The 14,118-nt window shown below is 49.8% G+C and carries 12 protein-coding genes; 7 read left to right on the top strand and 5 right to left on the bottom strand.

All coding sequences use genetic code 11. The features are described from left to right. Positions 1–13 precede the first annotated feature (13 nt). Complete coding sequence (apbC, locus tag ACZND6_RS02350) at positions 14–1,201, top strand: iron-sulfur cluster carrier protein ApbC (protein ID WP_489524371.1); 1,188 nt, start codon at positions 14–16, stop codon at positions 1,199–1,201. 82 nt (positions 1,202–1,283) lie between these two features. Here the strand turns inward: apbC and ACZND6_RS02345 are convergent, their stop codons facing one another. Beyond that, complete coding sequence (locus ACZND6_RS02345; RefSeq protein WP_300874263.1) at positions 1,284–2,327, bottom strand: NAD(P)/FAD-dependent oxidoreductase; 1,044 nt, start codon at positions 2,325–2,327, stop codon at positions 1,284–1,286. A gap of 158 nt (positions 2,328–2,485) precedes the next feature. Then, positions 2,486–3,970 carry a M48 family metalloprotease gene (locus ACZND6_RS02340; RefSeq protein WP_489524354.1) on the bottom strand — a complete coding sequence of 495 codons (1,485 nt, stop codon included), beginning with the start codon at positions 3,968–3,970 and terminating at the stop codon, positions 2,486–2,488. 97 nt (positions 3,971–4,067) lie between these two features. Here ACZND6_RS02340 and moaC point away from each other — a divergent pair, with 97 nt between their 5' ends. Then, positions 4,068–4,547: a cyclic pyranopterin monophosphate synthase MoaC gene (gene moaC / locus ACZND6_RS02335; RefSeq protein ID WP_008810148.1), complete on the top strand. Its 480-nt coding sequence runs from the start codon at positions 4,068–4,070 to the stop codon at positions 4,545–4,547. A 49-nt stretch (positions 4,548–4,596) separates the two neighbouring features. Here the strand turns inward: moaC and ACZND6_RS02330 are convergent, their stop codons facing one another. From ACZND6_RS02330 to ACZND6_RS02320, 3 genes are all read right to left on the bottom strand, one after another. Further along, complete coding sequence (locus ACZND6_RS02330; protein ID WP_293737052.1) at positions 4,597–5,283, bottom strand: LuxR C-terminal-related transcriptional regulator; 687 nt, start codon at positions 5,281–5,283, stop codon at positions 4,597–4,599. Positions 5,284–5,470: 187 nt separating this feature from the next. Further along, complete coding sequence (locus ACZND6_RS02325; RefSeq protein WP_293737051.1) at positions 5,471–6,709, bottom strand: MFS transporter; 1,239 nt, start codon at positions 6,707–6,709, stop codon at positions 5,471–5,473. Between the two features lie 72 nt (positions 6,710–6,781). Further along, entirely contained in the window at positions 6,782–7,681 is a 900-nt protein-coding gene (locus ACZND6_RS02320) for a universal stress protein (RefSeq protein ID WP_293737050.1), read from the bottom strand. Positions 7,682–7,839: 158 nt separating this feature from the next. On the opposite strand from ACZND6_RS02320, the gene ACZND6_RS02315 reads away from it, so the two are divergent. The 5 genes from ACZND6_RS02315 (at position 7,840) to ACZND6_RS02295 (ending at position 14,018) form a co-directional block, all read left to right on the top strand. Next, on the top strand, positions 7,840–8,625 hold the full coding sequence (locus ACZND6_RS02315) for a tRNA threonylcarbamoyladenosine dehydratase (RefSeq protein WP_293737049.1): 786 nt from the start codon (positions 7,840–7,842) through the stop codon (positions 8,623–8,625). A gap of 69 nt (positions 8,626–8,694) precedes the next feature. Beyond that, entirely contained in the window at positions 8,695–9,129 is a 435-nt protein-coding gene (locus ACZND6_RS02310; protein WP_008810143.1) for a universal stress protein, read from the top strand. Positions 9,130–9,224: 95 nt separating this feature from the next. Next, a complete protein-coding gene (locus tag ACZND6_RS02305; protein WP_046447604.1) occupies positions 9,225–9,629 on the top strand; it encodes a hypothetical protein in 405 nt (134 codons plus the stop codon). 60 nt (positions 9,630–9,689) lie between these two features. Then, positions 9,690–10,442, top strand: coding sequence for a Nif3-like dinuclear metal center hexameric protein (locus ACZND6_RS02300; protein WP_022100551.1), 753 nt, complete (start codon positions 9,690–9,692; stop codon positions 10,440–10,442). A 36-nt stretch (positions 10,443–10,478) separates the two neighbouring features. Beyond that, positions 10,479–14,018, top strand: coding sequence for a hypothetical protein (locus tag ACZND6_RS02295; protein WP_293738624.1), 3,540 nt, complete (start codon positions 10,479–10,481; stop codon positions 14,016–14,018). Positions 14,019–14,118 lie beyond the last annotated feature (100 nt).

Genomic DNA, 14,118 nt, shown 5'->3' with positions numbered 1-14,118 from the left:
CTTTTGAAAAGAAATAATTTTAGCGGATCAGGAACTCGTAAGCAGGAGTTACGAAGTATCTGATATCCTAGGACAAACTTGGAAAGGGGCTTTCACGCCTGCCGAGTCCAACAGTAAGGAGAACACAATGCAGGAAAAAATCAGAGAGGTTCTCTCTGGCGTCATTGACCCGAACACGGGCAAAGATTTAGTTTCTTCTAAGGCTCTGAAGAAAGTTACTACAGAAGACGGAAAAACAACCGTCCAAATCGAATTAGATTACCCGGCCAAAACACAGGGCCCCGTCATTGAAGAGATGGTCCGTGCCAAACTGGTCGAGGCCGGTATTCCCGCCGATGTCAAAATCAGCCAAAACATCATCGCCCATGAAGTTCAGAGAGGCGTTAAGGTTTTTGATTCCGTCCGCAACATCATTGCCGTCTCCAGCGGCAAGGGCGGCGTCGGAAAGAGCACAGTGTCTGCCAACTTAGCACTCGCTCTTCAGCAGGAAGGCGCTAAAGTCGGCTTGCTGGATGCCGACGTCTACGGTCCGAGCCAGCCGACCATGCTTGGCATTACCGATAAACCTTATTCCGTTGACGGTAAGACTCTTGAGCCGATGATTGCTCACGGCCTGCAGGTTGCCTCCGTTGGCGTGCTTATCGATCCGGATCAGCCGATGATTTGGAGAGGTCCGCTGGCAGTTTCCGCGCTTCAGCAGCTTCTGAAACAGACCAACTGGAAAGACCTGGATTACCTCATCGTCGATATGCCCCCGGGAACCGGCGACATTCAGCTGTCTCTTTCTCAGGAAGTGCCTTTGACCGGTGCTGTGGTAGTGACGACTCCTCAGGACATCGCTTTGATGGATGCCCGCAAGGGTCTCGTGATGTTCGAAAAAGTGAATGTTCCGATCCTTGGCATCATTGAAAATATGGCAACCCATATTTGCTCGAAGTGCGGTCATGAAGAACATATCTTCGGCGAAGGCGGCGCAGCCAAGATGGCTGAGCAGTACGGCGTTGAACTTTTAGGCGAACTCCCGCTTGATATCAACATTCGTCTGAGCATGGACAAGGGCGAACCGATCGTGATTTCAGATCCCGACGGAAAAGTCGCACAAGCCTACAGGGAAATTGCACGTAAATTAGCCGTTGCAGTCTCTAAGAAGAACAAAGACTACAGCGCGAAGATGCCTTCCATTAAGGTGTCTGATACCTAATAAGGTCGAAAAACGAAAATCCGCCGTCAGCTCAGGGCTTTCGGCGGATTTTCGTTTTTACGAGATCCGGTAAACCGAGAAATTAGTCAAAATGCGGTGTCTCAACGCCGAGCACTTTGTGCAGTTTCGGGCTCGTGGTCGTGTACTGCAGGAGAACGCGTTTTTCCGGATACACATATTCGGAAGCGGCAAAAGCAGCCAAAGCGCATTCATGGAAACCGGAAAGGATCAGTTTCTTTTTACCCGGATAAATGTTGATGTCGCCGACAGCGAAGACGCCAGGGATGTTGGTTTCGAAACGGGCAGTGTCCACAACGATCTGTTTTCTTTCGAGCGTCAGGCCCCAATCTGCAATCGGTCCGAGTTTAGGCTGCAGGCCGAAGAAAACCAGCAGATGTTCGGCCGGAATACGGCGGGTAACGCCGTCGGCGCCGGTGACTTTAACTTCGGTCATTTGGCCGTTTTCTTCTGTGAAGCCCGTGACCTGACCGACTTCAAACTGCATTTCCCAGTTGTCGCAAAGCTCTTTCATCTTGCTGACAGATGCCGGAGCGGCTCTGAAACCTTCTCTGCGGTGAACCAAAACAACGCTTTCGGCCTTACCGACAAGATTGAGACACCAGTCAAGGGCTGAGTCTCCGCCCCCGCAAATGACGATGTTCTTACCTTCAAAAATTTCAGGATTTTTGACGCGGTAATGGAGCTGTTTGCCTTCAAACTGTTCAATGTGCGGAACTTTGAGCGTGCGAGACTGGAAGCTGCCCACACCGGCTGCAATGAAGACAGCCTTAGCTAAGAATTCGGTGCCTTTGGAGGTTTTAACGTAGAGACGTCCGTCATCAAGTTTTTTAAGAACCTGAGCCTCTTCGCCGTAGTGGAAAGTCGGTTTGAACGGTTCAATTTGCTTGAGCAGGTTTTCCGTCAGCTCCTTGGCGGTGCAGACAGGAACTGCCGGAATGTCATAGATCGGTTTGTCGGGGTAGAGCTCAACGCACTGACCGCCCGGATGGTTTAAAGAATCCAAAACATGGGCTTTCATTTCCAGAAGGCCCAATTCAAAAACCTGGAAAAGTCCGACGGGACCGGTGCCGATGATGACGGCATCGGTTTCAATCGGATTGTTCATCTTTATTTCTTCAGTCAATTTATAACCTTAGGTCTTAAAAAGTTAATTCTGATAATTTTCTCACTAAATGAGCGCGCTTTAAGCCCGAAAAAAGTAACTTTTGACAACGAGGCGCCTTAGAGGCCGGACCTCCGTGATTAGCAAGGTCCGCTTTCTGACTAATTGGAATGCTTACGATCAAAGTCTTCGTCTCGACGAAGTTCTCTGAGGCGGGCGTCAATTTCGCTCATGGTGTAGAAGTCACCGTCATTGGCCTTTTGAGCAAGCGAGAGCTGCTGGATGGCGGCGACGCGCTGACCTTGCAGGGCGTACATTTCTCCGATCGCCTGGTGACTTTGGCTGACTTTGCCCAATGCTTCATAGGCCTGCCCGAGGAAAGACTGATACTCCACCGTCGACTTAGATAACGCGTGCTGTTTGCGCAGGAAGTTCAAAAGATCGTTGTATTTCTTGTCCCTGAGCAGCAGATCGCCGTAATTAAGGACAAGCATTGTGGACAAAGGTGCTTTTTGCTGAGCGCTCTTTGCAAGCTGCAGTCCCCGTGCTCGGTTGGCCGGAGAAGATTCAAACACGAGATTCGAGTGCAGTTTGTTGATGATGGCAGAGTTTCCTCCGGCCATCTTTTGCGCGATTTCAATCTGCTTGAGTGCCTCAGCTTTATTCTTCATTTTTTGAGCTGCTACAGCTAAACCGTAGTGGGCTCCGATCGCCTGATAACCGGTAGCAGTTTTCAGTTCATTTCTAAAGTAGTCCGCAGCATCCGACCAGCCCTGATAACGGTTGGATTGAAGAACGCGAAGACGCGCACGAATGAGAAAGAAGTCCAGAGAGTCTTTGTGATTTCTTTTGCCGGCCATGCGGGAACGGTTCTGAGCTTCGCTCATACGATCAATGGTCAGCGGGTGCGTGCGCAGGTAAGCCGGTGCGGCGCGCGAGCCTTCATAAGCGCGGTTATTGAAGTCCAGGCGTTCAAAGAAGTTTTCCATGCCTTTCGGATCGAAACCGGCACGGACTAAGGAATTAAAGCCCACACGGTCTGCTTCGCGTTCGGCGTCGCGGGAGAAGGATAAATAATTCTGAGCAAGAGCGGCCTGGGTGCCGATGACCGAGGCTGCAGCGCCGTCTGCCGAACCGGCGCGTGCCGCCAAAATGGCGACCAGCAGAGAGCCTAGGGTTGCAGCCCAATTGCCTTTTTGGTTTTCAATCATTCGGGCAATATGGCGCTGCGCAACGTGTCCGATTTCGTGAGAAAGAACGGAAGCGAGCTCGCTTTCGCTGGATGCTGCAGTGACAAGTCCTGTATGAACGGCAATGAAACCTCCGGGAAGCGCAAACGCGTTGATGGAAGGATCACGAATCGGGAAAAAGAAGAAGGAATAGCTGGAACCCGGACCGGCAGAGACGAGTTTGTAGCCGAGACGCATCAAGTAGTCGATGGTCTCCGGGTCATTCAGATAGGTAGGATCGGAGCGAACTTCGACCATGATCTCTTCGCCGAGCTGACGTTCCTGCATCGGAGACAGGGCCGAACCACCTGCCGCACCGAGGTTCGGCAGATTGTAGTTCTGTGCATAGGTTCCCGCGATCGGCGCAGCAGCCAGAATACAGGAGAGACACAGAGAGAGCAGCGGTTTCAAAGTCATTCCGTTTTTATCCAATAATATTTATCATTCAAGCAGTAAGGAAAAATATAACAGTAATCCTGTTTTTTGCTGTAACTAATTCTAAAAAGGTATTTATATGTCCGAGTTGACTCATTTCAACCAGGCGGGCGAAGCCCATATGGTGGATATTGCCGATAAAGATCAAACCCATCGCATCGGTATCGCCGAGGGCTGGATCAGCATGCATCCGGAGACTTTTGCCCTGGTGGAAAAGGGGAACGCTAAGAAAGGAGACGTTCTGGCGGTTGCACGTATTGCTGCCATCATGGGTTCGAAGAAGACACCGGATCTGATTCCTCTTTGCCATCCGATTGCCCTAACGCATGTGAACGTTGACTTTGAACTCTATCCGGAAGAAAGCAAAGTGCGCTGTGTGGCGACCTGTGAAACCAAAGGCAGAACCGGCGTTGAAATGGAAGCCCTAACGGCTGTCCAAGTCGGCCTTCTGACCATCTACGACATGCTTAAAGCTGTAGACCGCGGAATGTGCATGACCGACATCCGTTTGCTGGAAAAGCACGGCGGCAAGAGCGGCGACTGGGTTCTGAAGAAATAGAAAACCAGCTGAAAGAAAAAGCCGAAGGTGCGAGCCTTCGGCTTTTGTCTTACATGGACGGAAGAATTCCAAGCTGGGCGGCTTCGTAAACCGCTTCCCCTCGGGAATGTACTTGAAGCTTGCGGTAAATCTTCTTGATGTGCGCCGTGACCGTGTGACAAGAGATGTTTAAGACCGAACTGATCTCTGCGAAGCTCATGCCTCGGGCAAGAAGATTGAGAACTTCGGTTTCTCTTGGTGACAAGGGATTTGCAACGGCAGGCCGACTTGCCGCAACGGAAACGACCGGCTTGACGGCCGGCTTCCGGCGTAGGGCATCAACTAAGACCCTCGCTGCGGTTGGGCTGATCGGACTTCCATGCGCACGCAGAATGCGGATGTAGTTTCCGACATCGTGAAGGTCGGAGTCCTGCTTCGTGATATAGCCGACAGCGCCGTTTTCGACGGCAGCAGCAATATCGGCAGCTGAGTTTTTGGAAGTGACGGCAACGATATTTTGAACCGCGAGATCTTCGGAGGCGCGGCGGATAAAATCCAAGCCGTCCCCGTCCGGAAGGTTGAGTTCCGTGAACAGGATGTCGCAGTTTGTTTGAGCAAGCAATGCAGTCGCAGAGGCAATGCTTGAACAAATGCCAATCAGTTTAATGTCAGGATCATGAATAAGACGCTGACGATAAACTCGCTGTGTGTCAAGATCCGGCTCCACAACGAGAACGGTTGTCTCCCCAGTGTTCAAAATTACCCTCCCGCCGGCAACTTAATCGTAATCGGCTTGTGTTATTTGCTGTTGTAATGTGTAATCGAATCCGCTGTCTCTATCGAAACAGGGTTTTTCGCAGCTTCTACCTTATTGTAATTATTCTACGGAAAAATAACCATAAGTAATTACTTTATTGATGTTACCCCTTGCAATAACTACGGGATTATTTGTCATTTTTTTTGAAGTCGATATTCTCTTCCTGCTCAATTGCCTTGTCTTCCACGAGTTTCTCAGCGGGGTCGCGCATATTTCTAACGGAGTAGCCGATTTTTGCACCGGCTCCGACCATTAAGGCCCCGGTTGCCCAAAATGCCGATGCGGCTCCGATCACCGAACCGCCGAAACCGAAGAGCAGGGGCAAAATCGCATGGCTGGCGTTCATCAGCATGGTTCGGATTCCGATCGCTTCGCCTACGCGGCCGTCAGGAGTTACCTGATGGAGCAGCGAGAGAACGTTCGGCTGAGAAGCTCCGAGAGAGGCGCCGAGCCATCCGCAAAGTAGGAAGAGAAGCGTGAGCGATGTCGTAAAAGGAAAAACAATATAAGTCAGACCGGCTGAGATCATCACGAAAATAATGATGGACCATTCTTTGAACATCTGAGAAAGGATCGGCATGAAAACTCGGACGGCAAACGTGCAGATGGAGAATGTACTTAACAGCCAGCCGATGGCGACGGCGTCTAATCCGATTTCGGTGCCGTAAACCGGAATCATGAAGGCCTGAAGATCCCAAGCCATAGAAACGAAGGCAGACGCAAGCAGAACGTTTCTGACTTTCTCATCTTTGAATAATTCAAAGGCACTGTGATGCCGATTATCTTTAGCCTGAGATTTGTTAAAGGCCGAGGGTAGGCCGCGTGCCTGGAGCAGAAAGATTCCGCCGCCGAGGAGCGCAAAAGTCAGCGCGCCGCCGAACGCCCAATAGTAGCTTCCGTGATCGATCAGGTAGCCGGCTACAACCGGTCCGGTTGACCCCGAAATTGAAAAGGCGATGGATTGATAGGTAAAAGCCGTTGCCCGATTTTTATTATTTGAGAGATGTCCGATTAAGCCCTGGCCGCTGATGAGCGTAAAAACAAATCCTGTACCCGCAAGCAAAGACGTCACGATGATAGGCCAAAAGCCAAACTGCTCATACGGGAAAAGAATCGGCATCAGGCACGCCGCCGAGATCATCAGGAAAGAAACCGTGATCGGGATACGAACCCCGATTTTATCGATGAATTTCCCGACATGAATTGAGATCAGTGCCGGAATCGCCGCATAAGTACTCAAAATCACGCCGACCATCCACGCAGGCTGCCCGTAATGCAGGGCATAAAGGGTGGAAATAACGCGCGAAGAAGTAAAACCGCAGTGCAGGAGGGCCATGAAGGCGACGATTTTGAGGATTTTTGTCATTTTTATAATGAACAAGGGCGCCTCGATGGACGCCCTTGAGTAAGTGTGGTTTGTTCTAAACGTCCGTCGGCGTTAGTTTGCCTGAATTACCAACAGAGGCGTGTCACTGATCGCGGCAATACGCGTAGCGGTCGAACCGAGGACGGCGGCTTTGAAAGCGCCGTAGCCGCGTGTTCCCATGACGATGAGATCTAAACCTTCATTCTTAGCGAAAGCTGCGATTTCGTCGCCGGGATTGCCGACCAGGCAGATTTCTTCTGTCTTGAAGCCTTTGTCTTGGAAAGCTTTACGGCTCGGACCGACGGCTTCATCAAAAGATTCCTGCTGCATGGCGCGAACTTCGGATTCATTCATTGTCGGGAGCGCCATACCGGCCATATCCGGCATAACGACACCGGCGTAGTCACTGACGACGTTCATCAGATAGAACGTCGGATGGTCGCCGAAAATATCGTGGTTCTTAAGAATGTGTTCGACAGCGGCTTCACCGTACTTGGAGCCGTCGATCGCAACGCCGACCTTCAGAGAGTCATTAGTGGGCGCCGGTTTGTTGCGCAGGATCAGGACGGATTTGTCGCAGAGCGCCAAGACGGAATTGGTAACCGAACCAAGCAGGAGGCCCTTCAAGGCAGAGCGGCCATGAGAACCCATGATGATCAGATCGGCGCCGGATTCTTCAGCAACTTTTGCGATTGTCGGAGCGGCTTCGCCGACAGCATAGCGGGCGGTAGCTTTGACGCCTGCGGCTTTCAGTGCTTCGATTGCAGGTTCAAGAATGACGTTGGCTTCCTCGTCGTAATAACCGCTCAGGGAGCCATTGCCGATTAATTTGGAGGCTCTTGCGGGAACGGGGGCTTGCACGCTCAGCAGTTCGATTTCAGGGTTGTGTCCTAAGAGAGTTGCACGTGAAGTGACAAATTCAATTGAGTGTTTACTGAACTCGCTTCCGTCGATGGGAACTAAAATCTTCATTTAACCTCCGATAATCATTGTTAGTAAGCTTGTTTTTCTTTCACGAGCTTTGTTGACATTATGAATTATCCCATCTGTAATTAAAAGAGTTATCAAAGAAACATTAGGGCAAGACGAAGTTTCTTTTGAGGACGATGTCTGACGAATAGAAGTTGAAAATGGCTGAAGAGAACAAATATCCGCTCGATTACGAAAGACGCTTTGGCGGCGTTGCAAAACTCTACACCAAAGCCGGTGCCGAACGCTTAAAAAATGCTCATGTCTGTGTGGTCGGTTTAGGAGGCGTGGGTTCTTGGGCAGCGGAAGCTTTAGCTCGTACGGCCGTTGGCCGCATCACGCTGGTGGACTTAGATAATGTCGCAGAGAGCAACACGAACCGTCAGTTGCAGGCGATGACAGGGGTTTATGGTAAACCGAAAGTCGATGCGACGGCAGAAAGAATCCACGCGATCAATCCGCTCTGCGACTGCAGGAAGATTGAAGATTTCATCGAAGTAGAAACCGCAGAATCGCTTCTGCCGGAAGACGCCATCATTCTTGACTGCATTGACAACGTTAAAGTTAAAGCAGCTATGGCGGCCGTCTGTAAAAAAAGAAAGCAATACATGGTTGCGTGCGGCGCGGCCGGTGGCAAGACGAGTGCCATGAACATTATTCACGAGGATTTAGCCCGAACGACCGGAGATCCTCTTTTATCCCGAATGCGTTACGACCTTCGCAAAAAATACGGGTTTCCTAAACTAAAAGCAGGAAAGAGAATTGAGAAGTTCGGCATTCCTTGTGTTTACACCGCAGACCCCGTTAAACGTCCGGAAGGAGTGTGTGACGTCGGCGCCGGCCTATCTTGTGCCGGCTATGGATCTTCCGTTGTAGTAACAGCAGCTTTGGGCTTGGCCGCCGCCTCTGTCGCGATCAACCACATTACGGGGATCGACACTAAATAAAACTTAACGGAATGTAACAAATCCTATTACACTTATGGGCAAATAAAATTCTTAAAAGGACGGTCAGCTATGTATAACCGTATTTTGGTTCCGACAGACGGATCCGAACTCTCTGATAAAGCGCTTGAAGCTGCGGCCGATTTTGCCAAGGCTCTGGGTTCCTCTATTGTCATCATTACTGTTATTGAGCCTTACAGCTATACCAATCTCTCTGAGTACAGACCTGAAAGTATTGATCAATACGATTCCAGAGTTAAGGAAATGGCTCAGGAACGACTGGAAATCGCTCGAGAACTGGTTGAGAAAAAAGACATCAACTGCGAAGTTGTGGCTTTCAAATCCTTCTCTCCGGCCGAAGCGATTATTGACGCCGCCAATGAATACAACTGCGATTTGATTTTCATGGCCTCTCACGGCAGACAGGGCTTTGCAGCCGTGCTTTTAGGCAGTGAAACTCAAAAAGTTCTGACTCATTCCAAGATTCCCGTCATGGTTTACAGATGATTACGGGAAAGAGGCTCTGTTTGAGCCTCTTTGCAAATCCGGAGTCAAATCTCGAGTCAGAATACACAGAACAAAATTTGAGGAGTAATAGATAAATGACTGAAGAAGTTAAGACTGAAGCCGAAAAGGGCCAGGAGCAGATGGATGCGGCCAACCTTTTCCGCGAAGAAATTTACACCGACAGAAAGATCGGTGTGATTCGCTGCCTGGTGCCTGTAACAGCAGATGGCAAAGTGGACGAGAGCCGCAAGGTTATTTACACCGGCGAAGCTCAGATCATGACTCAGATGGGCGCTCTTCCGATCTCCTTTGATATCGAAGCCGACAACTTGGCAGCCGCTGTCGCAAATTATCGCGAAGCCGCTAAGGCCGGCGTTGAAAAGACCATGAAAGAGCTGCAGGAACTGCGCCGCGCAGCCGCAAGCAAGATTGTGGTTCCGGGTCAGCCCGGCTTCACGCCTCCTGAAGGTGCCGGCGGCAGCGGTTTAGTCATGCCGTAAGCTATTTGTGATATTTAAGACTGCCGGGATTCCCGGCAGTCTTTATATGGGAAGAATTCGATGAAAATCCAAAAACTTCTAGAGGCGCTCAACGAACTGTTGGAGCCGGAAAAATTTCGAGACTACTGCCCCAACGGACTGCAGATCCAGGGCAAAAAAGAGGTCAAGGATATCGTCTGCGGCGTCTCGGCCTCAGAGGCTCTCATCAATGAGGCCGTGAAGAGGGGGGCAGACACAATTATTGTTCACCACGGCTATTTCTGGAAGAATGAAAATCCGAGAATTACCGGAATAAAAAGAGTCCGAATTAAGAAGCTTCTTGAGCACGATATTAACCTCATTGCCTATCACTTACCTCTTGATGCCAATGAAAAGGTAGGTAATAACCACGAGCTCGGGCGCTTGCTAAAAATAAAAGATGTAACGCCTCTTCCGGACGAGCCCCTTGTCTTGCAGGGAGAGTTTGACTCACCTGTAACAATTGAAAAACTCACTGACAAACTAACCGAGGTTCTCGGGAGGGTGCCTTATGTTTTGCCCGTAGACTCTCCCCCTTCAATACGAAGAGTTGCTTTTTGCAGTGGTGCGGCACAAGACTATCTCGAAAAAGCGGCAGACGCAGGCGCTCAGGCCTACCTGAGCGGCGAGATTAGTGAGCGCACAGTTCTGGAAGCAAGGGAATTAGGGGTTCCGTATTTCGCGGTCGGCCATCACGCAAGTGAGACATTAGGGATTCGAGCACTATCGCAATGGTTAGCTTCTCGTTTTCCACAATTAAATGTCAGCTTTGTGAACATCGACAACCCGATATAGATTGAACGCGGGGCTGACTCTATACGGAGCAGCTACATGCCGCGAAAAAATATTTCGGACATGCTGCATCGGTCTGTTGCCGGTGCAGTTCTTTTTTCTATTTGCCATTTTGCAGCCGCAGAAGCGGCCAATACCAAACCTGAAAAGTTTAACTTTTGGGAATTGGAAGATCTGACTTGGTGGACAGAGGAAAGCACTGACGAAGAGATCGATGAATTCCTTCTCGCATTTTCTGAGGGAAGACCGGCCCTCACAAACATGGAGTGGAATATTGCAGACAGACTGATAGAGGATGCGTCTACCGCTCTTCCAAAACTACAGTACGGTTTTATCAATACAGGGACAGAATCAGCTCTCCTGACTTTTAGCTCCATCCATGCGTCAATTTCTAATCCAGAATCAATTACGATAAATCGGGAACTTGACCTAAGAATATTGGATGCAAATCGCGAAGGCTCTCGTGTTCTAGGGATTTGGACAATACCTGACAGCCAGTTTCAAGTAAATTTTGAGAAGGCCGTTAATCTAGAAATTCAGAGGTTGAACGACACAGGATCTCTCGCAATAAGTATTGCAGAGGGCACGGCTCTTCACTTTTTGGACCAACTTACTGTCAAAGACTTCAGTCAAACTCCTGCTTTGCTGGTTCAAGTCGGAGGAAACACACGGGGAGCCGATGAGTCTCTCCTTCAATTGAGCGGCCCTTCTTCGTTCAAGACGCTTGGAACGGCCTTCAATCTCGAATCCTCAGCAGTGCTAGTGCTGAAGGCATCTTCCTCGTTTCATGTTGAAGCCGGGAAAGTTTTCACAGGAAATGGAAAGGTCATAGCTGATGGCGCAGACGTTTATTTAAAAGGGGATCTCAGCGGCTTCGGAGGATCTTATCAGCAGATAGGCGGAGCTCTTGAAATCGTTTCTGAAACACAGTTAAATCCGGCGAATTGGAATCTTTCAGTTGTTCAACTCACTTCAGAATCGAAAAATATTTTCACGGTATCTGCCAAAGACTTTGTATCCGACATGTCGGTGGGCGGCACATTGTTAGCCGGAGAAATAACTGAAAAATGGTCCAAACCTTTCTCAAAGATAACTCTGACCGATGAAAAAGCTTCTCTTGAGTATCTCAACAAAGCCTCCGATGCTTATAAGGGCGCCGAGTTGATCTTTACCGGAGAGGTGTTTATCGACGAGAGCAGCGGGTACATTCACAAAGTTACCCTTAAGAATCACTATGGTCTGCTAGATAAGCCGAATATAGCTCTGGCCTCCGTGCGATTAGATTTGGAAGACAGCACAGAACTGACTGACCAAACAATCCGTATTGGCTCGCTGACGTCTGATAAAACAAACCAATTAACACTCAACCGTTCGGATGTTGCCCTCTACGCTCCTGGACCGGTTGCTGCAATTGATGAGAAGATCCAGACCGTCGTTTTAACGGATTCTTCGAGCTTAACGATTCACGGTATAACAGAGGAAAGCAGAGGAAAGACCGGAAAAGCACACTTAACGGCTGCGGTTTACGTTGAAGGGGACAGCAAGCTGAATTTTTCCGGCTCGGTTTTAACCTTTGAAAATGCCCTGATCGTTAATAAAGGCGAAACCAACTTCAAAGAACTTTCTCACACCGAACTTCAGGCCTCCTTCCATCAAACGGCTGGTAAGCTGAACGTTGCAGCCGGAGCAGAAGTCCTGAGCGGAAAATCTCTTGAAGTGACTGGCGGATCGATGAATATTGCCGGCGCCCTTACCTCTAACACGCTGGTCGTTCAGAATGCCGAAGCAATTGTGGCAGGTTCTCTGAAGGCAGGTACCTTAACTCTTGGAACAAAAAATAAAGGTTTGTCTCAGACAACCTTCAGCCTTACAAAAGGCGGTCAGGCACAATTTGATCAGGCCGAAATTTTTGCTTCTGTCATTTCCATCGAGGGCGGTTCCGAGCCTCAGCAAAAGGCGTCTTTGTATCTTAAGAAATGGGAAGGAAAGGATAATCAGATTCAGGTCGCTAACGGAGGCGTGCTGATTCTCGGAGACGATGCATCAGGCGATGGGAACGGCTACGGAACTTCTGAGACTTTGTCCATTCTGGAGCAATTTGGTAATCCTTCAAAGGCTGTTCTGGTCGTAAATGAAACTCAGGTTCTGGGTAATGGGAACATTATTCGTCTTGGTAATGCGGCTGCTAGAGCAGGAAACGCCGGTGTCGTGTTTGGGGAGGGCAGTGCGTTGCTGATGCGCGGTCGTGCGGATGTACCTGCGTTTACTTCTGTCTCAGACGGTTCTCTCTCCTTCCGGCCGAATAGCTCGATCTTTGTAGTGGATCCATTCGGAACCAATCAGCTGACGGATACGACTGTTTCAGAAATCAACGGAAGATCCGATGTGAACCTCGTGTCGCTTAACGCTAATCTCTCCCTGAAACTGGAAAACGTGGCAGGAGAAGGTTGGTTCATTAAGCGCGGAGAAATCAATTCTCAGAACTTTGTCTATCCGGAGCTTCAGGGCTGGCTCTACGGCAACCCGGAAGGTTTTACAGTCGACTCTTTGAATGTGGCTCAAAAATTCTTTGCTCGCGTGGACAACGAAGCCTACTTCAACCCTCAGCAGTCTCATAAACTGATTAAGGAAGCGACGCAGTTAGGCTCCCTGCTGGGTACTCGATTAAATACGCTTCGTGTGCGAGGAGAAAGCACGAAGAAGACGCTCGGGGAGCTCCATAACGTTATGGAAACGAGGGAGTCTGGAATCTATCTGTTTGGCGATGTCGGAGGCGGTTTGTTCTTCTCAAATAACCTTGGCGACTACCTCGGCTCTTCAAGGTACCGTGCGACCTCTGAAACCGTGCGAATAGGGGCCGCCGGGAAAAATGCGGCAGGTTTAAGCTGGTCTGTATCTTTTGACGGCGGTCACGTTTCCTCAAAGAGCAGACATAATGTTTTGGACGCGTCCGGCAAACAAAATATTTTTGGCCTGTCTCTCTCTGTCGGCAAGAGATTTGAGAAGATCTCCGTTGCATTGAACGGCGGCGTCGGACACTCCAGAGGAAAAATTACCTCTTCCTTGCCCGGTTCGATGCAGATGGACAAACTGAAGACGCGCGTTCCGGAGACGTTATTTAACGTCGGAGGAGATGTTGCCTATGCATTGACAGAAGAACTCTCGATCGCGGCAGCTCCGCAGCTTTGGGTGTTCCCGAAAGCAACCGAGAAAACATCTATCGGCTCTCAGGATGCCTTTAGGCTGAAGAATAAGGCTCAGGTGTTCGCAGAGGTGCCGTTGAGTCTGAGAGGAAGCTGGATGGTTTCTTCTGCGGCGGACACAAAAATCCGCCTTAAAGGAGAGTTAGGCGGATCAGTCAAAGTCGGCAAGCTGTCTAAGGAGTCCCGTTTGTTTGCGGTTGGAACTGAGGCAAAAGAAGATATTTCCCAGAAAAATTTCCGCCGCTGGAACGGTTTCGGAACCATGGCAGTCTCTGTGGAAAAAGGACGCTTCGAAGGCAGTCTTGCTGCTTCGGCAGCAACAGGTGACGGCAAGCTCGATGCAGGCCTGATGGCAAGAGCAAACTGGAACTTCTAAACCCAAACTCCCGCGAAATAGTTCGGTATTGACTTTTAGCCTTTCAGGTTTCGCGGGAATTTGTTGTTAATGCCAAGAAGCTCGAGAATGTCTCGGGCTC

The organism is Parasutterella sp. (assembly GCF_057870745.1).
The sequence above is the reverse complement of the archived record's forward strand: the minus strand, read 5'-3'. Positions and strand labels throughout refer to the sequence as shown.

What these genes read in the sequence shown, in the direction of transcription:
- ACZND6_RS02345 (WP_300874263.1), bottom strand. Translation starts at nt 2,327, where the DNA reads ATGAACAATCCGATTGAAACCGATGCCGTCATCATCGGCACCGGTCCC.
- ACZND6_RS02340 (WP_489524354.1), bottom strand. Translation starts at nt 3,970, where the DNA reads ATGACTTTGAAACCGCTGCTCTCTCTGTGTCTCTCCTGTATTCTGGCT.
- moaC (WP_008810148.1), top strand. Translation starts at nt 4,068, where the DNA reads ATGTCCGAGTTGACTCATTTCAACCAGGCGGGCGAAGCCCATATGGTG.
- ACZND6_RS02325 (WP_293737051.1), bottom strand. Translation starts at nt 6,709, where the DNA reads ATGACAAAAATCCTCAAAATCGTCGCCTTCATGGCCCTCCTGCACTGC.
- ACZND6_RS02320 (WP_293737050.1), bottom strand. Translation starts at nt 7,681, where the DNA reads ATGAAGATTTTAGTTCCCATCGACGGAAGCGAGTTCAGTAAACACTCA.
- ACZND6_RS02315 (WP_293737049.1), top strand. Translation starts at nt 7,840, where the DNA reads ATGGCTGAAGAGAACAAATATCCGCTCGATTACGAAAGACGCTTTGGC.
- ACZND6_RS02310 (WP_008810143.1), top strand. Translation starts at nt 8,695, where the DNA reads ATGTATAACCGTATTTTGGTTCCGACAGACGGATCCGAACTCTCTGAT.
- ACZND6_RS02305 (WP_046447604.1), top strand. Translation starts at nt 9,225, where the DNA reads ATGACTGAAGAAGTTAAGACTGAAGCCGAAAAGGGCCAGGAGCAGATG.
- ACZND6_RS02300 (WP_022100551.1), top strand. Translation starts at nt 9,690, where the DNA reads ATGAAAATCCAAAAACTTCTAGAGGCGCTCAACGAACTGTTGGAGCCG.
- ACZND6_RS02295 (WP_293738624.1), top strand. Translation starts at nt 10,479, where the DNA reads ATGCCGCGAAAAAATATTTCGGACATGCTGCATCGGTCTGTTGCCGGT.